General features: G+C 63.8%; 14 protein-coding genes and 1 pseudogene. 14 read left to right on the top strand and 1 reads right to left on the bottom strand.

Going from position 1 to position 19,822, the window contains the following annotated elements:
• The first annotated feature begins 75 nt into the window (after nucleotides 1-75).
• The 8 genes from trkA (at nucleotide 76) to D1012_RS06900 (ending at nucleotide 10,710) form a co-directional block, all read left to right on the top strand.
• Complete coding sequence (gene trkA / locus D1012_RS06935) at nucleotides 76-1,452, top strand: Trk system potassium transporter TrkA (RefSeq protein ID WP_118150646.1); 1,377 nt, start codon at nucleotides 76-78, stop codon at nucleotides 1,450-1,452.
• A complete protein-coding gene (locus tag D1012_RS06930) occupies nucleotides 1,452-2,978 on the top strand; it encodes a TrkH family potassium uptake protein (RefSeq protein ID WP_118150645.1) in 1,527 nt (508 codons plus the stop codon). The genes trkA and D1012_RS06930 overlap by 1 nt, the downstream gene beginning before the upstream one ends.
• Nucleotides 2,979-3,114: 136 nt before the next feature.
• Entirely contained in the window at nucleotides 3,115-3,348 is a 234-nt protein-coding gene (hfq, locus tag D1012_RS06925; RefSeq protein ID WP_023664101.1) for an RNA chaperone Hfq, read from the top strand.
• An 89-nt stretch (nucleotides 3,349-3,437) separates the two neighbouring features.
• Entirely contained in the window at nucleotides 3,438-4,703 is a 1,266-nt protein-coding gene (gene hflX, locus D1012_RS06920) for a GTPase HflX (RefSeq protein ID WP_118150644.1), read from the top strand.
• Between the two features lie 252 nt (nucleotides 4,704-4,955).
• Complete coding sequence (gene guaB / locus D1012_RS06915; protein ID WP_118150643.1) at nucleotides 4,956-6,404, top strand: IMP dehydrogenase; 1,449 nt, start codon at nucleotides 4,956-4,958, stop codon at nucleotides 6,402-6,404.
• The gene (locus D1012_RS06910; protein ID WP_118150642.1) at nucleotides 6,404-7,141 is read left to right on the top strand and encodes an SDR family NAD(P)-dependent oxidoreductase; all 738 of its coding nucleotides are present in this window, start codon (nucleotides 6,404-6,406) and stop codon (nucleotides 7,139-7,141) included. Before guaB ends, D1012_RS06910 begins: the two co-directional genes overlap by 1 nt.
• The gene (locus D1012_RS06905) at nucleotides 7,138-8,295 is read left to right on the top strand and encodes an RsmB/NOP family class I SAM-dependent RNA methyltransferase (RefSeq protein WP_118150641.1); all 1,158 of its coding nucleotides are present in this window, start codon (nucleotides 7,138-7,140) and stop codon (nucleotides 8,293-8,295) included. The genes D1012_RS06910 and D1012_RS06905 overlap by 4 nt, the downstream gene beginning before the upstream one ends.
• A 96-nt stretch (nucleotides 8,296-8,391) precedes the next feature.
• Entirely contained in the window at nucleotides 8,392-10,710 is a 2,319-nt protein-coding gene (locus D1012_RS06900; RefSeq protein WP_118150640.1) for a hybrid sensor histidine kinase/response regulator, read from the top strand.
• 7 nt (nucleotides 10,711-10,717) lie between these two features.
• On the opposite strand, the gene D1012_RS06895 is transcribed toward D1012_RS06900, so the two are convergent.
• A complete protein-coding gene (locus D1012_RS06895) occupies nucleotides 10,718-11,308 on the bottom strand; it encodes a hypothetical protein (RefSeq protein ID WP_118150639.1) in 591 nt (196 codons plus the stop codon).
• Nucleotides 11,309-11,509: 201 nt separating this feature from the next.
• Between D1012_RS06895 and recA the strand changes: the two genes are divergently transcribed.
• From recA to D1012_RS06865, 6 genes and pseudogenes are all read left to right on the top strand, one after another.
• Entirely contained in the window at nucleotides 11,510-12,586 is a 1,077-nt protein-coding gene (gene recA / locus D1012_RS06890; protein WP_118150638.1) for a recombinase RecA, read from the top strand.
• 161 nt (nucleotides 12,587-12,747) lie between these two features.
• Nucleotides 12,748-15,402 (top strand): alanine--tRNA ligase, encoded by a 2,655-nt coding sequence (gene alaS, locus D1012_RS06885; RefSeq protein WP_118150637.1) that lies wholly within the window; start codon nucleotides 12,748-12,750, stop codon nucleotides 15,400-15,402.
• Between the two features lie 4 nt (nucleotides 15,403-15,406).
• Nucleotides 15,407-15,697, top strand: a complete 291-nt coding sequence (locus tag D1012_RS06880) for a DUF1330 domain-containing protein (RefSeq protein WP_118150636.1) — start codon at nucleotides 15,407-15,409, stop codon at nucleotides 15,695-15,697.
• A 132-nt stretch (nucleotides 15,698-15,829) separates the two neighbouring features.
• Nucleotides 15,830-16,624: pseudogene (locus tag D1012_RS06875) on the top strand (class II glutamine amidotransferase).
• 56 nt (nucleotides 16,625-16,680) lie between these two features.
• Nucleotides 16,681-18,453 carry a sensor histidine kinase gene (locus D1012_RS06870; RefSeq protein ID WP_118150635.1) on the top strand — a complete coding sequence of 591 codons (1,773 nt, stop codon included), beginning with the start codon at nucleotides 16,681-16,683 and terminating at the stop codon, nucleotides 18,451-18,453.
• Nucleotides 18,450-19,799, top strand: coding sequence for a sigma-54-dependent transcriptional regulator (locus D1012_RS06865; protein WP_118150634.1), 1,350 nt, complete (start codon nucleotides 18,450-18,452; stop codon nucleotides 19,797-19,799). Before D1012_RS06870 ends, D1012_RS06865 begins: the two co-directional genes overlap by 4 nt.
• Nucleotides 19,800-19,822: the final 23 nt, after the last annotated feature.

The following is a 19,822-nucleotide window of genomic DNA, read 5'->3' as shown; positions in this document are numbered from 1 at the left end:
CTGACGCCACCTTCTGCGATGCAGGGGCGGTGTGGCGGGGCCAATGTTTCACGCGCCACCCTATAAGGGGCTGACATGAAGGTCATCATCTGCGGCGCGGGTCAGGTCGGCTGGCAGATCGCGCGTCAGTTGTCCAGTGAGCGCAACGATGTGACGGTGGTGGACGTAAACCCCGATCTGGTGCGCCGCGCGACAGATACGCTGGATGTTCAGGGGATTGCGGGCTTTGCCTCATACCCCGATGTGCTGGAACGGGCAGGGGCGCGGGATGCCGATCTGATCATCGCCGCCACCCATTCCGACGAGGTGAACATGGTCACCTGTCAGGTGGCGCATTCGGTGTTTTCGGTCCCGCGCAAGATTGCCCGGCTGCGGGCGCAGAACTATCTGGATGCGATCTATTCCGATCTGTACCGCCGCGACCATCTGCCGATTGACGTGGTGATCAGCCCCGAACGCGAGGTGGCCGAGGCCGCGCTGCAGCGGCTGGCGGCGCCATCGACCTTTGACACCGAAAGCTTCATGCTGGGCCGCGCGCAACTGCTGGGCATCGCGCTGGACGAAGACTGCCCGGTGCTGAACACGCCCTTGCGCCAGCTCAACGATCTGTTTTCCACCCTGCGCGCCATTGTCGTCGGTGTGCGGCGTGAGGGGCGGCTGTTTTCGCCCGATCCGGGCGATCAGCTGTTCGCGGGCGATCAGATCTATGTCTTCACCCATTCCGAAGATGTGAACCGCACGCTGGAAATCTTTGGCAAGAAGACCAAAAAGCAGGAACGCATCGTCATCATCGGCGGCGGCAATGTCGGCCTTGGCGTCGCCCGCGCGCTGGAGGCGCGCAGCGACCGGGTCCGCGCCAAGATCATCGAGAAATCGCGGCCCACCGCCGAGCGCGCCGCCGACGCGCTGGAGCGGACGATTGTGCTGCATGGCGACGGCATGGATATGGATATCCTGATGGAAGCGGCGATTGACCGTGCCGATGCGGTTCTGGCGGTCACCGATGACGACAAGACCAACCTGCTGGTTGCGGTGCGCGCCAAACAGGCCGGGTGCCACATGGCGATTGCGCTGGTCAATGACCCGACACTGGCCCCGATGATGGGACCGCTGGATATTGACGCCTATATCAACCCGCGCGCCACCACGGTGTCGTCGATCCTGCGCCACATCCGGCATGGCCGGGTGCGCGCGGTCTATTCCATCGGCGATGCCGAAGCCGAGATGATCGAGGCGCAGATCCTGTCCACCAGTTCGCTGGCGGGCAAGATGATCCGCGAGATCGACTTTCCCGAAGGCGTGCTTGTCGGCGGCGTGATGAAGGCGGACAAGGTGGTGAAACCGACCGCCGAGCTGCGGCTGGAGGCGGGAGACATCATCGCCCTGTTCGCCATGGCCCCGGACGTGCGGGAGGTGGAGCGGCTGTTGCAGGTCTCCATCGACTTTTTCTGATGGCTTTGCGCGATCGGCTGCTGGCAACGCCTTTGCTGGTCACGCTGTCGGCCCTGTCGGGCGTGGCGATGTTCCTGCCGGCGGCCCATGCCACGCTGACCGATGCACACCGGGTGGCGCAGGGGTTCTTCTATTCGGGCATGCTGGTGTTGATATTGACCGGCATGGTCTGGCTGGCCACATCGAACTGGCGGCCGCGCAATGTCGCGCGCAGCCAGCTGGCGTCATTGGTCGGGGCCTATGCGCTGATGCCGGTGATCTTTGCGATTCCCGTAACGCAAGCGGTGCCCGATACCAGTTTTACCAATGCGTGGTTCGAGATGGTGTCGTGTTTTACCACCACCGGGGCCTCGGTCTACGACACACCGGGGCGGTTGTCGGCGACCTTGCATCTGTGGCGGGCCACGGTGGGCTGGTTGGGCGGGTTGTTCATTCTGGTGACCGCTACCGCCATTCTGGCACCGATGAATCTGGGCGGGGTCGAGGTGATGTCGGGCCGTGCGCCGGGACGGGGCGCGGATGGGCTGAGCCAGATCACCCGCGTCGCCGATCCGTCGCAACGGTTCCTGCGCTATACGCTGCTGCTGTTCCCGATCTACTCCGGCCTGACGCTTCTGCTGTGGCTTTTGTTGATGATCGCGGGCGAGGTGAACCTGCTGGCACTGATTCATGCCATGGGCACGCTGTCGACCTCTGGCATCGGCACCGATGGCGATCTGAGCGGGTTGCGCACCGGACTTGTGGGCGAGGCGCTGATTGTGCTGTTCCTGATGCTGGCCATCACCCGGCGGTTCTTGCCGGGCACCCAGTTTGCGCTGATGCAGGGCCCCTTGCGCCGCGACCCCGAGGTGCGGCTTGCGACCATCCTGATTGCCACCACCACCGCCGTGCTGTTCTTTCGCCATTTCATTGGTGCGATTGAGGTCGAGGCGACCGATGACGCGGCTTCGGCCCTGCGGGCGCTGTGGGGCACGTTTTTCATGGCGGTCAGCTTTCTGACCACCACCGGCTACGAATCCGGCGAATGGGCGGCGGCGCGCAGTTGGTCGGGCCTGCCCAGTCCGGGGCTGGTGCTGCTGGGTCTGGCGATCATCGGCGGCGGGGTGGCGACCACGGCAGGCGGGGTGAAACTGCTGCGGGTTTATGCGCTGTTCCGTCATGGCGAGCGCGAGCTGGAAAAGCTGATCCACCCGTCGTCAATCGGCGGGCAGGGGCAACAGGCGCGGCGTCTGCGCCGCGAGGGGGCCTATTTTGCCTGGCTGTTCTTCATGTTGTTTGCGCTGTCCATCGCGGTCAGCACCGCTGCACTGTCGCTGATGAACCTGCCGTTCGAAGATGCGCTTGTGCTGACCCTTGCCGCACTGTCCACCACCGGCCAGCTGGCCGATCTGGCCGGGGCCGCCCCGATCCGCTATGCCGAACTGGAGACGGCGGCAAAGGTGTTTCTGGCCATGGTGATGGTGGTCGGTCGGCTGGAGACACTGGCGCTGCTGGCGCTTTTTGCGCCGTCCAGTTGGCAACGCTGACACATCCATCGGTAACGGACTGTTTTTTGGGCTGGAATCTCCGCGATTCGCGTCCCATACTGGCACCCAATGCGCCAGCGGCAGGCTTATAAGCCGAGGGACGGATAAAACGCGCAACATTAAGGGCACAAAGAGAATGGCCGGTGATAAACAGAACTTGCAGGATGCTTTCCTGAACCATGTCCGCAAGGCAAAAGTTCCAGTAACGATTTTCCTGATCAACGGGGTGAAGCTGCAAGGCGTTATCACCTGGTTTGACAATTTTTGCGTGCTCTTGCGCCGGGATGGTCAGTCGCAGCTTGTCTACAAGCATGCGATTTCCACCATCATGCCGGGCGCACCCATCAACCTTTATGAAGGTGAAGACTGATTTCCGATCTTCCTGAAGACGACGAAGACGAAGATATCTGGCCCGACACGGGCACAGGCATCGACGCCTATGAAAGCGAAAGCCCCGCAATGCGGGCCTTTGTGCTGCACCCGGATATCAAATCCAGCCCGTCGCGCCGCCTGCCCGAACACGGGCTGGCCGAGGCGGTGAGTCTGGCCTCAGCACTTCCCGCGATGGACGTGGTGGGGGCCGAGGTGGTGCGGCTGCAGCGGCTGCACCCCGGTATGCTGTTCGGCTCAGGCAAGGTCGAAGATCTGGCCGCCCGGTTCAAAGAGCTGGATGTCGGGCTGGTGCTGGTCGATGGCCCGGTGTCGCCGGTGCAGCAGCGCAATCTGGAAAAGGAATGGGGCGTCAAGCTCTTGGACCGGACCGGGCTGATCCTTGAGATATTCGCAGACCGCGCCCGCACCCGCGAAGGCGTGTTGCAGGTCGAACTGGCGGCGCTGTCGTTTCAGCGCACCCGTCTGGTCCGCGCCTGGACCCACCTTGAACGGCAACGCGGCGGCTTTGGCTTTGTCGGCGGCCCCGGCGAGACCCAGATCGAGGCCGACCGCCGCGCCATCGACGATCAGGTGATCCGGCTTAAACGTCAACTGGCCAAGGTGGTGAAAACCCGCGAGTTGCACCGCGCTGCGCGCAAAAAGGTGCCGTTCCCGATTGTGGCGCTGGTGGGCTATACCAACGCCGGTAAATCGACCCTGTTCAACCGCATCACCGGGGCCGAAGTGCTGGCCAAGGATATGCTGTTTGCCACGCTGGACCCGACCATGCGCGCCATGGTGCTGCCCACGACCACGGGCGGGACGGGGCGCAAGATCATCCTGTCCGACACCGTGGGCTTCATCTCTGACCTGCCGACCCAGCTGGTCGCCGCCTTCCGCGCCACGCTGGAAGAGGTGCTGTCGGCGGACCTGATCCTGCATGTCCGCGACATCGCCCACCCGGAATCGGCCGAGCAATCGGCGGATGTGATGGATATCCTGACCTCGCTCGGCGTGAACAAGGCCACGCCGATGCTGGAAATCTGGAACAAGCTCGATCTGGTCGACGGCTCCGCGCGCGAGGCGCTGGCGAGCCAGGCCGCACAGCGCGACGATGTGCTTGCGGTTTCGGCCCTGACCGGAGAGGGGGTAGACGCGCTCCTTGACCGGGTGTCTCTGGTCTTTGACGAAGAGAAAACCGAACGCACACTCACTGTGCCGTTCAGCGACGGCAAACGCCACGCCTGGCTGCATGCGCAGGGCGTGGTGGAGGATGAGGCGCAGACAGATGACGGCTGGCAGCTTGCCCTGCGCTGGACCGCCCGGCAGGAAAAACAGTACCGCGACCTGTAGCACATGCGCCCTGCGCCAGCGTCGCCGGGGGCTGCCTGCCCCCGCGGCCTTCGGCCGTCCCCCGGGGATATTTGAAGACGAAAAATGATCAGGGCCAGTGTGGCCATTTTCTGTCCTAAAATATCCTCGGGGGGTGCGGGGGGCAGACAGCCCCCCGGCGACGCCGGCCACAAAGGCTGCCATTTCCCCTTGCATCCCCGGATCAGAGGTGAAACAGGGAACCGCCAAACGATCACTCCTTTGGAGGCTCCCATGGAGATTCGCGAGGCCCTTACTTTTGACGACGTTCTGCTGGTTCCGGCGGCATCATCGGTGCTGCCGTCAGATGCAGATACGTCTACTTTCGTCACAAAATCCATCCGCATGAACATCCCTCTCTTGTCGAGTGCGATGGACACGGTGACCGAAGGCCGCATGGCCATTGCCATGGCGCAGGCGGGCGGGATCGGCGTGATCCACCGCAATCTGGATCTGGAGGCGCAGGCGACCGAAGTGCGCCGGGTCAAGCGGTTTGAATCCGGCGTGGTTTACAAGCCGATCACCCTGACCCCGGATCAGACCCTGGCCGATGCCAAGCTGTTGATGGGCCGCTACAATATCACCGGCTTTCCAGTGGTGGATGCGCAGGGCAGGGTGCTGGGCATCGTGACCAACCGCGATATGCGCTTTGCCAGCGACGACAAGACGCCGGTGTCTGTGATGATGTCGTCGGACAATCTGGCCCTGCTGCATGAACCGATTGACCGGGAACAGGCGATCAGCCTGATGAAGGCGCGGCGGATCGAAAAGCTGCTGGTCACCGATGGCACCGGCAAGCTGACCGGGTTGTTGACGCTGAAAGACACCGAGAAAGCCGTGCTCAATCCCAACGCCTGCAAGGACGAGATGGGGCGCCTGCGCGTCGCTGCCGCCAGCACCGTCGGCGACGCCGGGTTTGAACGCTCGCAGGCGCTGATTGATGCGGGCGTCGATATGGTGGTGATCGACACCGCGCATGGCCATTCCGAAGGCGTGGCCCGCGCAGTGGAGCGGATCAAGCGGCTGTCAAACACCGTTCAGGTGGTGGCGGGCAATGTCGCCACCGCCGAGGCGACACGCGCCCTGATCGGGTCGGGCGCTGATGCGGTCAAGGTCGGTATCGGTCCGGGCTCGATCTGCACCACGCGCATTGTCGCTGGTGTGGGTGTGCCACAGCTGACCGCGATCATGGATGCGGCGCGGGCGGCGGGTGATATTCCGATCATCGCCGATGGCGGCATCAAATATTCCGGCGATTTTGCCAAGGCCATTGCTGCGGGCGCAAGCTGCGCCATGGTCGGCTCTGCCATCGCGGGCACCGACGAGTCTCCGGGCGAGGTGATCTTGTGGAACGGGCGGTCCTATAAATCCTATCGTGGCATGGGGTCGCTGGGCGCGATGGCGCGCGGCTCGGCTGACCGCTATTTCCAGAAGGATGCCGCCAGCGACAAGCTGGTGCCCGAAGGGATCGAAGGTCAGGTGCCCTACAAGGGTTCGGCGGCGCAGGTCATCCACCAGATGGTCGGCGGCTTGCGGGCGGCGATGGGCTATACCGGCTGCGCCACCGTGGCCGAGATGCGCGCCAACTGCCAGTTCGTGCGGATCACCGGCGCCGGGCTGAAGGAAAGCCATGTCCACGATGTGCAGATCACCCGCGAAAGCCCGAACTACCGGGTCGGCTGATGCGCGCGCTGATCACCGGGGCAGGGGCGGCGGGCGGCATCGGTCTTGCCTGCGCCCGTGCTTTGGGGGCAGCGGGACATGAGCTGATCATCGCCGGGGCTTCGGGTCGCATTCATGTCCGCGCGGCGGAACTGATGGCCGAGGGCTTTGTCGCCACAGGCTTTCAAGGGGATCTGACCGATCCGGTCGAAGTTGACCGGCTGGCCGGGCTGGGGCCGGTCGACGTTCTGGTGAACAACGCGGGGATGGGCACACAGGCAGAGCCGCAACGCACGCGCACCTTTGTAAAATCCGATGCCGACGCCTGGCGGCGCGAATTTGATCTGTCGCTGACCACTGCTGTTTTGGTCACCCGCGCGTTTTTGCCCGCGATGTTGGCACAAGGCTCTGGCCGTGTGGTGATGATGGCCTCTGTCACCGGCCCCTTGGTCTCGGTTCCGGGCAGTTCGGCCTATTCTGCGGCCAAGGCGGCAATGGTGGGTCTGACCCATGCAATGGCGCTGGAGGTGGCAAAGAATGGTGTGACCGTCAACGCCGTCGCCCCCGGCTGGATCGGGACCGAGGCCACACAGAAAGGCGAGTTCACCGCCGCGCGAAAATCGCCGATGGGCCGGGCCGGTACACCACAGGAGGTTGCCGCCTGCGTGGCCTTTCTGGCATCACCCGCGGCTTCCTATGTCAACGGGGTGACGTTGGTGGTGGATGGCGGCAACATGTTGCAGGAACGTAAATCATGACCCCAGCCGCACGCCATTCCGCCGCAATCGAGGTGTTGGACCGTATTCTGGCCGGAGCACCTGCGGAACAGGCGCTGACCAACTGGGGACGCGCCAGCCGCTTTGCCGGGTCGGGCGACCGCAATGCGGTGCGCGATCTGGTGTATGATGCGCTGCGCTGCCGCCGGTCTTATGCCGCGCTTGGCGGTGCGGAAAGCGGGCGCGGGCTGATGCTGGGGGCTTTGCGCGCGGCGGGCACCGACCCTGCCACGCTGTTCACGGGTGAGGGCCATGCGCCATCACTGGTTACACAGGGGGAACAGGGCCGCACGCCCGCCGCGGCGGAGACGCTCGATCTGCCCGACTGGCTGCTGCCGCAGCTGACGGAGTCTCTGGGCGATGATCTGACCGGCATTGCACAGGCGCTGCGTCAGCGCGCGCCGGTGTTTTTGCGGGTCAACCTGCGGCGGGCGACGGCGACACAGGCCATTGCGGCCTTGCAGGCCGAGGGCATCACAGCCCAGCCACATGGTCTGGCCGATACCGCGCTGGAAGTGACAGATGGCGCGCGCAAGATCCAGACCAGTCAGGCCTATCTGTCCGGTCTGGTCGAGCTGCAGGATGCCGCCTCGCAGGCGGTGGTGGCGGCGCTGCCGCTGCGCGATGGGATGCGGGTGCTCGATCATTGCGCGGGGGGAGGTGGCAAGACCCTTGCCATGGCCGCCCGTGCCAAGCTGTCGCTGTTCGCCCATGACGCCTTTCCCGCCCGGATGCGCGATCTGCCCACCCGCGCCAGCCGCGCCGGGGTCAAAGTCGCGCTGAGCGATGCGCCTGAGGCATTGGCACCGTTTGACCTGATCCTCGCCGATGCGCCCTGTTCCGGGTCCGGTAGCTGGCGGCGTGATCCGCAGGGCAAATGGGCACTGACACCAGAGCGGCTGGCGCAGATCGGCGCGGTGCAGGATGAGATTCTGGACCGTCTGGCACCGCTGGTCGCGCCCGGTGGCGTGCTGGCCTATGCCACCTGTTCCGTACTGCGTGCCGAGAACGAAGACCGGATTGCGGCCTTTGTGAACCGCACCCCCGGCTGGGGCGTAAAAACCATGCAACGGTTTACCCCGCTGACCGGCGGCGATGGCTTCTTTCTGGCGTTGTTGACGCAAGGCCAAGCGTAACCTACACAACCCTGAGTGGTTTTTTCTGCGCAATGCGACGGCGGTTAAGAACGTCTTAACGATTGCTGTGCTGTGCTGCGTGAGAAACGGGTGCAGATGGGGATGCGTGTGCTGGCTGGCGTTCGGGGAAGCAGCGAAATCATCGCCGTATTGCGCGGTCTGGCCACCCGGTCGCGGCTTCTGCTGGCCGGGGCGTTGGCGGCGGGGGTAGCTGCGGCTGTTGCGTCTGACCCTTCGGTGCGGGTGGCGGCCTCGGTCGTGGCGCTGACGCTGGGGGCACTGGTCGGGCTGCTCTGGGCATTTGTCTTTCTGGCCACCCGGACCGACCGCGCGGCAGAGCGGTCGGTCGCCTTGCTGGTCGGGCAGGATGCGACGCCGTGTTTCACCACGGATGCTCAAGGTCAGATCCTGTACCGTAATGTGGCGGCGCAGGCGCGGTTCGGGGCCGCTGCGGCCTCTCTGATGTCTGCCCTGCAGGACCATTTCGCCAGCCCGGCCTCGGTGCTCTATCGTTTGCAGTCGCGGGCTCAGACCGCCGGCGCCACGCGCGAGGATGTGGTGACACGTCGGGGCCATTCACGCCTGTCGGTGCATCGCATCGCCGAGGGGCGGTTTCTGTGGCGGCTGGAGGAGTTTGTGGATCGTGCTGCCTCCGGTCGCGGGGCCGAAGGGCTGAGCCTGCCGATGCTGATCGTCAACAAGTCCGGGGTGGTGCTGTTCAGCAATGAGGCGATGCGACGCTTGCTGGGGGGCCGCCCCAAACGGCTGGACCGGGTGTTTTCCACCCCCAACCTGCGCAGCGGCGAAGAGCTGGAGGTGGCAGGCGTCGATGGCCCGGTCCGCGCCATTCTGGCCGAGATTTCCGGCGCGGGAGAGCGGCGCGAGATTTATCTGCTGCCGGTCAGCCGCCGCCCCGCCGGCGAACAGATCATGGAAGATTTCGAAGTGCTGCCGGTTGCCCTGCTGCGCTTTGATGCCGAGGGGCGTTTGTTGGCCGCCAACCGCGCCGCCCGCGACGTGCTGGATCTGGCCAGCGACGCGCGGCCGATGTTTCACGACATTTACGAAGGTCTTGGCCGCTCGGTCCTTGACTGGGTCGCCGATGTCGCATCAGAGCGGCAGCTGGTCGGCTCCGAGGTGCTGCGCGCCCGCATCGGTCAGGCCGATGCGTTTCATCAGGTGACCTTGCGGCGCTATGTTGATCACGGCTGCCCCGGCGTTCTGGCCGTGGTGCAGGATGCCACTGCCATGAAGCGGTTGGAGGCGCAGTTTGTTCAAAGCCAGAAAATGCAGGCCATCGGCCAGCTTGCGGGTGGCATTGCCCATGATTTCAACAATCTGCTGACCGCCATTTCCGGCCATTGTGACCTGTTGTTGCTGCGCCACTCGCGCGAGGACAAGGATTTTGCCGATCTCGTGCAGATCAACCAGAATTCCAACCGCGCCGCCGCTTTGGTCGGCCAGCTGCTGGCATTTTCGCGCAAGCAAACGCTGAAGCCGGAGCGCATCGACCTGCAGGAGGTGCTGTCGGATATGGCGCATCTGCTGAACCGGCTGGTGGGAGAAAAGGTGCATCTGCGGCTTGCCCATGCCCCCGATCTGGGCATGATCCGCGCCGACAAGCGGCAGCTGGAACAGGTGCTGATGAATCTGGTGGTCAACGCCCGTGATGCCATGCCCATGGGCGGCACCATCCGGGTCGAGACCGAGGCTTTGACCTTGCAGGATGAATTGCGCCGCGACCGCGCCATTGTGCCGGTGGGCGATTATGCGGCGATCCGGGTGATCGACACCGGGGTCGGCATCCCTGCGGACCGGCTGGAAAAGATCTTCGAGCCGTTTTTCACCACCAAACGCGCGGGTGAGGGTACCGGGCTGGGCCTGTCAACGGTGTATGGCATCGTCAAACAATCCGGCGGCTTCATCTTTGTCGATTCCACGCCGGGAGAGGGGTCAGTGTTCCACCTCTATTTCCCCATCTACCACCCAACCGAAGATGAGGCCGCTGACCCCGCCGTTGAGCCCGCCCGCAAGATCGTGCTCAAACAGGGGGAGGGGGTGGTGCTGCTGGTCGAGGATGAGGCACCGGTGCGCGCCTTTGCCAGCCGTGCGTTGCGCCTGCGCGGCTATACCGTACTGGAGGCGGATTGCGCCGAAGAGGCGCTGCGCCTGCTCGAAGACCGCAGCCTTGCGATTGATGTCTTTGTCACCGATGTGGTGATGCCGGGAATGGACGGGCCAAGCTGGGTCAAACTCGCCCGCGAGGCGCGGCCCGATGTGCGCGTGGTCTTCATGTCCGGCTATGCCGAGGATTGCCTGTCCGAGGAACAGGCGAGGATGCCCAATTCCGTGTTTCTGGCCAAACCGTTTTCGCTCAACGATCTGGCGATCACCGTGCAGGGCCAGCTGCACTGAAGGCGGTTCAGTCCAGACTGTTGTACAGCGCAAAATCCTCAGCCGCGACCGTTTGCAGCCGCGTCAACGTGTCTGGCGACAGCTCCAGCGACGCTTTGGGCGAGACATTCAGCTGCGGCAGGATGATCTGAAAATCCAGCCGGTCCTCCAGAAACGCCACGAAAGCATCAATGTTTTCATAGCGGAACACGCGGTCCGCGCCGCGCCCCTCCGTGCCCTGCAAGAACCGGGCCTGCGAGCCGACATCGGCAAAGGCAGGGCGCGGCGTGCTGCACCAGGCCTGCACAAATTCATCAAAGCTCAACCCTTGGGTGCTTTTGGCTTCGTCCGGAATGTCGTCGCGGCTGCGATAGCGATACCAGCTGCCCAGCCAGTCGCGCGGCTCGCGCATCAGCGCCACCACGGTAAACGGCCCGCCCGCCGCTGCCGCCAGATAGGGCCCGACAAAGCGGTGAAATCGGGCGACATTGGTGTGTTTCAGCACCGGCGGCCGCTGGATCGACAGCGCGGCCAATGACTCCAGCGACGCCTCGATTGCGGTGGAGCCGGTTTTCGGCGTCGCAAGGATCGCCAGACGTTGTTCCCAGAATACCAGCACCGTTTACTGTCCCTTTGAGCATCTCTGTCGGATGCGTTTAATTACTGAGCGTAAACTATCGCTTAACCAGATTGTGAAAAAGCTGAATTTACCAGAATCTGGTTGATATGTTCTGCATTTGATCTCATATAGGTGAGAACACTTGGCGAACACCGGCAATGATTGCCGCCGTGGCGCGGCTGTGAAATAAGGAGCGGGACAATGGCGGTGGCGAACCTCCTCGATTTGAACGGGAAGCGCGAAATGGACAAGTCAAAGGCGCTGGAAAGCGCTCTGGCACAGATCGAACGGCAGTTCGGCAAAGGCTCGATCATGCGGTTGGGAATGAACAGCCCGGCCATGGATATCGAGGCGACATCAACCGGCTCTTTGGGCCTTGATATAGCCTTGGGAATCGGCGGCCTGCCCAAGGGCCGCATCATCGAGATTTACGGCCCCGAAAGCTCGGGCAAAACCACGCTCACCCTGCATGTGGTGGCGGAAGAGCAGAAAAAGGGCGGGGTCTGCGCCTTTGTCGATGCCGAACACGCGCTTGACCCGCAATATGCCAAGAAACTGGGCGTCAATCTGGATGAGCTGCTGATCAGCCAGCCCGATACCGGCGAACAGGCGCTGGAGATTGTCGACACATTGGTCCGCTCTGGCGCGGTCAGCCTTGTGGTCGTCGATTCGGTTGCGGCGCTGACGCCCAAATCGGAGATCGAGGGCGATATGGGCGACATGCAGATGGGCGCGCAGGCCCGTCTGATGAGCCAGGCGATGCGCAAGCTGACGGCCAGCATCGGCCGCAGCAACTGCATGGTGATCTTCATCAACCAGATCCGCATGAAAATCGGCGTGATGTTCGGCTCGCCCGAAACCACCACCGGCGGCAATGCGCTGAAATTCTACGCGAGCGTGCGGCTTGATATCCGCCGCATCGGGTCGATCAAGGACAAGGATGAGGTTGTTGGCAACTCCACCCGCGTCAAGGTGGTCAAGAACAAGGTGGCGCCGCCGTTCAAACAGGTGGAATTCGACATCATGTATGGCGAAGGCATCTCGAAAACCGGGGAACTGGTCGATCTTGGCGTCAAGGCCGGTGTGGTCGAAAAGTCAGGCTCCTGGTATTCCTATGGCGATGAGCGGATCGGGCAGGGGCGTGAGAATGCCAAACTGTTCCTGAAATCCAACCCGACCACCGCGGCCGAAATCGAAGAGCGCATCCGCGCCGCCAACGGGCTGGATTTCCACATGGCCGAGGGTGAGGCCGCCGATGATGATGTGATGGACACCTGATTTCGTCCGCAGACACGCAAAGGCCGGGGCATCTCCCCGGCCTTTTTCATGGCGCAGAGCGGGCTTTTTCGGGGCCAGCCGCTGCCGCTGGTGGACAGGCCCCGCGCACGCGGATAGATGGGAACCAAACCAGATGAATCCCTCAGCCGAAGGGCACTAACATGGCGTCGCTGAACGATATCCGCTCGACCTATCTCGATTTCTTTGCCCGCAACGGCCACAAGGTGGTGGATTCGTCGCCGCTGGTGCCGCGGAACGATCCGACGCTGATGTTCGCCAATTCCGGCATGGTGCAGTTCAAGAACCTGTTCACCGGGGTCGAGACCCGCGATTACACCCGCGCCACCACCGCGCAGAAATGCGTGCGCGCCGGCGGCAAGCACAATGACCTCGATAACGTCGGCTACACCGCGCGCCATCACACGTTTTTCGAGATGCTCGGCAACTTCAGCTTTGGTGATTATTTCAAGGCCGAAGCCATTGCTTTTGCGTGGGAATTGCTGACCAAGGATTTCGGCCTGAACAAGGACAAGCTGCTGGTCACGGTGTATCATACCGATGACGAGGCGGCGGCGATCTGGAAGAAGGTGGCCGGGTTCAGCGATGACAGGATCATCCGCATCCCGACCGATGACAATTTCTGGCGCATGGGCCCGACCGGCCCCTGCGGCCCCTGCACCGAGATTTTCTATGACCACGGCGATCACATCTGGGGCGGCCCGCCGGGCAGCGCCGATGAGGATGGCGACCGCTTCATCGAGATCTGGAACAACGTGTTCATGCAGAATGAACAGTTCGCCGATGGCACCATGCGCCCGCTGGAGATGCAGAGCATCGACACCGGCATGGGGCTGGAGCGGATTGGCGCGCTGTTGCAGGGCAAGCACGACAATTACGACACCGACCTGATGCGCAGCCTGATCGAGGCGAGCGCCCATGCGACCAGCTCTGATCCCGATGGCCCCGGCAAGACCCACCACCGGGTGATCGCCGACCATCTGCGCTCGACCAGCTTTCTGATTGCCGATGGCGTGATGCCCTCGAACGAGGGGCGCGGCTATGTGCTGCGCCGCATCATGCGCCGGGCGATGCGCCACGCGCATATGCTGGGCTCGCAGGATCCGGTGATGTTCAAACTGGTGCCGGCGCTGGTGCGCCAGATGGGCGCGGCCTACCCCGAATTGCAGCGCGCGCAGTCGCTGATCGAGGAAACGCTGAAGCTGGAGGAAACCCGGTTCAAGACCACGCTGGACCGCGGGCTGAAACTGCTGGATGACGAGCTGGTGCGCCTGCCCGAAGGTGGCGATCTGCCCGGCGCAACTGCGTTCAAATTGTACGACACATACGGCTTTCCGCTGGATTTGACACAGGATGCGCTGCGCGAACGCGGCCGTGCGGTGGATGTGGCGGGCTTTGACTCGGCAATGGCCGAGCAAAAGGCCAAGGCCCGCGCGGCCTGGTCCGGCACGGGTGAGGCGGCGGATGGCAAGATCTGGTTTGAGCTGGCCGAAGAGCATGGCGTCACCGAGTTCCTGGGCTATGACACCGAAACCGCCGAGGGTGTGATCAACGCTTTGGTGCGCGACGGGGCGGCCATTGACGCTGCCAAAACCGGCGAAAGCGTGCAGATCGTGGTCAACCAGACCCCGTTTTACGCCGAATCCGGCGGGCAGGTTGGCGATACCGGCTTGATCCGCACCGCCACCGGCATGGCCGAAGTGACCGACACCCGCAAGATTGCGGGCGTGTTCCTGCACATCGCCACCGTGGTGGAAGGTCGTGTGACCAAGGGCCAGCCCGCCAAGCTGGAGGTCGGCCACACCCGCCGCCGCCAGATCAGGGCCAACCATTCGGCAACGCACCTGCTGCACGAGGCGCTGCGCCGCGCGCTTGGCGATCATGTCGCGCAAAAGGGCTCGCTCAACGCGCCCGACCGTCTGCGCTTTGATTTCAGCCATTCGGTGGGCCTGAATGCGCGCGAACTGGCGCTGGTCGAGGGCGAGGTGAATGACTTCATCCGCCAGAACAGCCCCGTTGAGACCCGGATCATGACACCCGACGACGCCCGCGCCATCGGCGCGCAGGCGCTGTTCGGCGAGAAATACGGCGATGAGGTCCGCGTGGTCTCGATGGGTGTGCTGGAGGGCAGCGCCAAGGGCGCGGATGGCAACACCTACAGCCTTGAGCTGTGCGGCGGCATCCATGTCGCGCGTACCGGCGACATCGGGGCCTTTGTGCTCTTGGGCGATTCCGCGTCATCGGCTGGCGTGCGGCGGATCGAGGCGTTGACCGGCCAAGCGGCGCTGGACCATCTGCGCCAGCAGGATGCACGGCTGGCCGATGTGGCGGCGGTGCTGAAAGCGCCGTCGGCAGAGGTGGTGGAGCGGGTGAAAGCCCTGTTCGACGAACGCCGCGCCTTGCAGAATGAAGTCGCGCAGCTGCGCCGTGAGGTGGCAATGGGCGGCAAATCCGGCGGCCCGGAAGCGAAAGACATCAATGGAATCAAATTCCTGGCACAGGTTCTGCAAGGAGTTTCCGGCAAGGATCTGCCCGCGCTGATCGACGAGATGAAAACCCGCCTCGGCTCGGGCGCGGTGCTGCTGATCGCCGATACCGGGGCCAAACCTGCGGTCGCCGCAGGTGTGACTGCTGACCTGACCGCCACCGTTTCCGCTGTTGCCTTGGTCAAGGCCGCAGCAGAGGCCATGGGCGGTAAGGGGGGCGGTGGCCGCCCCGACATGGCACAGGCCGGGGGCGCAGATATTGCGCAGGCCGATGCCGCCATTGCCGCCGCCGAAGCTGTTATCAAAGGATAATCCCATGCCAACCGCACTCTGGATCGCCCATGTCGAAGTGACCGACGCCGACGCCTATGCGCTCTATGCCAAGGGCGCAGGCCCGGCGGTGGCGCTGCATGGCGGGGTTTTCCTGGCCCGTGGCGGCCGCCATGTTCAGCTGGAAGGCAACGACCGCGCCCGCAATGTGGTTGCCCGCTTCCCCAGTCTGGAAGAGGCCGTCGCCTGCTATCACAGCCCGGAATATCAGGCAGCCCTTGCCCATGCCAAAGGCGCTTCTGTGCGCGATCTGGTCGTGGTTGAGGAAATCGACTGATTTTTCAGCACTTGTCTGCCAAACATCTGCGACGCCGCAAGGAACCTCCTTCCGGCGTCGTTTTGTTTCATGCTACTGTCATGAAAAGAAACGTTGGGGCAGAACCATGTTCACCATCACAGGGGCGCGCTGATGTGCCGTTGGGCCGCCTATACCGGGGCGCCGATTTTCCTTGAGGAAATCATCAGCCGTCCCGGCCATTCGCTGATCCACCAGTCGCATTGCGCCACGCAATGCCACACCGCCATCAATGCCGATGGCTTTGGTCTGGCCTGGTACGGCGATAGGCCGGAGCCGGGGCTGTACCGCGATGTGATGCCGGCCTGATCCGACCCCAATCTGCGCAGCCTGACCGCGCAGGTGAAATCCGGCCTGTTCCTCGCCCATGTCCGCGCCAGCACCGGCACCGCGACCAGCCGCAACAACTGTCATCCGTTTACCTGGGGGCGGTGGTCGTTCATGCACAATGGCCAGATCGGCGGCTATGACACCTTTCGCCGCGACGCCGATATGATGATCCCCGATGCGCTGTACCCGTGCCGCAAGGGTGCCACCGATTCCGAGGCGCTGTTCCTGATCGCCATTGCCGAAGGTCTGGACGATGACCCCAAGGGCGCGATGGAACGCGCGGCGGCAAAGCTGATCAGCCTGTCCCGCGCCAAGGGAGCCGCCCCGCATTTGCGGCTGACCGGCGCGTTGTCGGATGGCAAGCGGCTTTACGCCATGCGCTACGCCACCGACGATCACGCGCCGACGCTCTATCACCGCTGGTCTGACAGCCGGGAGGGTACTGCCGTGGTCTCGGAACCGCTCGAAACCGGCGAGGGCGGCTGGATCGCGGTGCCGCCGTTCAGCTTTTGCACCTTTGAAGGCCGTGATTTACAAGTGGAGGATTTCCACCCCTGCCGTCTTGCCGTCGCCGCCTGAACCGCAGTTGCGGCCTGACCCGCTTTGCCGATAGCATTGACGGGACAGGGGGGGCGATGCGCAAAACCACACGGACATGGCTGTTGCTGGCCGCCACGCTGGCGGTGCTGGGCTGCTGTCTGGCCGGATGGCTGACATGGCGGCAGAGCCTTGCGCGGTCACTGGATGACACCGCGCGGCGCGGCGACAATGTGCTGCAACTTGCCACCACCGCGCTGTCGGGCGAGCTGGACCGGTTCGAGCGTCTGCCGCCGCTGATTGCCGAGCAAACGATTGTGACGCGGCTGGCAGCCGACCCGCGCAATCCGGCACTGGTCATACAGGCGAATGACTATCTGCGCCGTATCCAGCGCCTGCTGGGGGCGACCGATATTTATCTGATGGATACGGACGGGCTGACCATCGCCGCGTCAAATTTTGACACCGACACCTCGTTCATCGGCGGCAATTTCGCGTTTCGTCCGTATTTCTACGATGCCCTGACTGGCGAGGCAGGGCAGTTTTATGCGCTTGGCACCACCAGCGGCAAGCGCGGCTATTACTTTGGCGCGCCGGTCCGGGTGGCCGGGCTGACCGCCGGGGTGCTGGTGTTCAAGGTCGATCTGGATGCCATCGAGGGCACATGGGCGGGGGGCGATTATGCGGTTCTGGTCACCGACCCGGAGGGGGTAAGCTTTCTGTCGTCGCGCCCCGACTGGCGTTTTGCCGCGATGCGCCCGCTGACCAACGCTGCGCAGGCCAATATCGAAAGCACCCGGCGCTATGCCGGAACGCCCATCGGCCTGTTGCAGATCATCGGCGAGGGGCGGCATCGCAACAGTCCGGTTCTGCGTATCGCCGAAGTGCAAGGTGCACGTGAATATCTGCAACGCGACATGCCGATGGATCGCGCCGGCTGGGTGGTGCATGTGTTGATCGACACCGCCGCCGCCCGCGCGTCAGCGCTGACGCTTGCCTTTGTCGCCATGCTGACCTTTGGCGTGCTGGCGATGGTGGGGGCGGTGGTCTGGCAGCGCCGGTTGCGGCTGGATGAACGGCTGCAGGTGCAGGCCGAGGCGCGCGCCGATCTGGAGCGCCGGGTCGAGGAGCGCACGCATGAGCTGCGCCAGGCGCAGGCCGATCTGGTGCAGGCGGGCAAGATGGCCGCCCTTGGCCAGATGTCGGCGGCGCTGAGCCATGAGTTCAACCAGCCGCTGGCCGCCGCCCGCACCTATGCCGACAACGCGGGCGTGCTGATGGACCGGGGCCGGCTGGTTGAGGCGCGGGGCAATATCGACCGTATCCTGTCGCTGATCGACCGGCTGGCAAGTATCAGCCGCCATCTGCGCAGTTTTGCCCGTGCGCCAGGGCAAAAACTGTCGCATGTCAGCGTGGCCGAGGTGGTGGAGGCTGCGGTAGAGATTGCCGCGCTGCGCATCCGTGCGGCAGATGCCACGTTGACCATCGACCTTGATTCCGATCTGCCGCAGGTGGTTGCGGGGCCGGTGCGGTTGCAACAGGTGCTGGTCAACATCCTGACCAATGCTGCCGATGCCGTGGAGGGTTTGCCAACACGTACGATCCATCTGACCGCCGAAGCCATTGGTGATGATGTGTTGATCCGCATTGCCGATTCCGGACCCGGCGTACCCGAAGGGTTGGCCACCCGCATCTTTGATCCGTTCTTTTCGACCAAGGGCGTGGGCAAGGGGCTTGGCCTTGGGCTTTCCATTTCCTACAATATCGTCAAAGACTTCGGCGGCGATCTTTCGGTAACCTCAGGCCCCGGTGCCTGCTTTGTGCTGCGGCTTGCCGCTGCCATGACCGCCCAGCAAGAGGCTGCCGAATGACCCCGTTGCGTATTCTTCTGGTCGATGACGAACCCGATCTGCGCGCCTCGACCGCGCAGGCGCTGGATCTGGCGGGCTTTGCGGTGCAGGATTTTGCCATGCCGGAACGGATCATGGATCTGGTCAGCTTTGGCTTTCCCGGCGTGGTGCTGACCGATATCCGCATGCCCGGCATGGATGGGCTGACGCTGATGAACCGCATCCACGAGATTGACCGCGATATTCCGGTGATCCTGATCACCGGGCATGGCGATGTGCAACTGGCGGTGCGGGCGATGCGCGAAGGCGCCTATGACTTTGTCGAAAAGCCGTTTCCGGCCAGCCAGTTGACCGAAATTGTGGCGCGGGCGTCCGATTACCGGCGGCTGGTGCTGGAAAACCGCGTGCTCAAGGCGGCGGCGGGGCAGGTGGATGATATGGAGCAGCGGTTGATTGGCCGGTCAAATGTGATGATCGACCTGCGCCGCCGTATCCGCACCCTTGGCCCGACCGAGGCCGATGTGCTGATCGTTGGCGAAACCGGGGCGGGCAAAGAGGTGGTGGCGCGGGCGCTGCATGATATGTCGCCGCGCGCGCGCAAGCCCTTTGTCGCCATCGACTGCGCCGCGATCCCCGCCGCGCTGATCGAATCCGAGCTGTTCGGCCATGAGGCCGGGGCCTTTGCGGGCGCATTGCGGGCGCGCTATGGCAAGTTCGAACACGCGCGCGGCGGCACCATCCTGCTGGATGATATCGCCTCCATGCCATTGGACATGCAGGGCAAACTGGTGCGGGTGATTGAAGATCGCACCGTCACCCGGCTGGGGTCGAACGAGTCGCTGCCGCTCGATGTGCGCTTCATGGCCACTTCGCGCGTGCCGCTGGAAGCGGAGGTGGAGGCCGGGCGGTTCCGGGCGGATCTGCTCTACCGGCTGAACGTGGTGACGCTGCAGGTGCCGCCGCTGTCTGCGCGGCGCGAGGATATACCGCTGCTGTTTCTGCGCCTGCTGAGTGAGGCCGCCAGCCGCCACCGCTCTGACCCCGCGCCGGTGCCGCCATCGCTGGTGGCGCATCTGACCGCCCGCGACTGGCCCGGCAATGTGCGCGAATTGCGCAACGCCGCCGACCGCTACGCGCTGGGGCTGGGCGAGGGGGCGCAAACGGTGGAAGAGGCCCCGTCGCGGCTGTCCGAACGGGTGGCAGAATTTGAAAAGCGCGAGATCGAGGCGGCGCTTGCCGCGCATCGTGGCAATCTCAAGCCGGTGTATGAATCACTCGGCCTGTCGCGCAAAACCCTGTGGGAAAAGATGCAAAAGCACGGGCTGGACAAGGCACAATTCGGGGCCGGGGGCGAGGCAGAGGCGTAACAAGCCACGAAATCCCCCCATGC

The sequence above is a fragment of the Pseudotabrizicola alkalilacus genome, assembly GCF_003443995.1.
GTDB classification, from domain to species: Bacteria; Pseudomonadota; Alphaproteobacteria; order Rhodobacterales; family Rhodobacteraceae; genus Pseudotabrizicola; species Pseudotabrizicola alkalilacus.
This window is presented reverse-complemented; position numbering and strand designations above follow the sequence as displayed.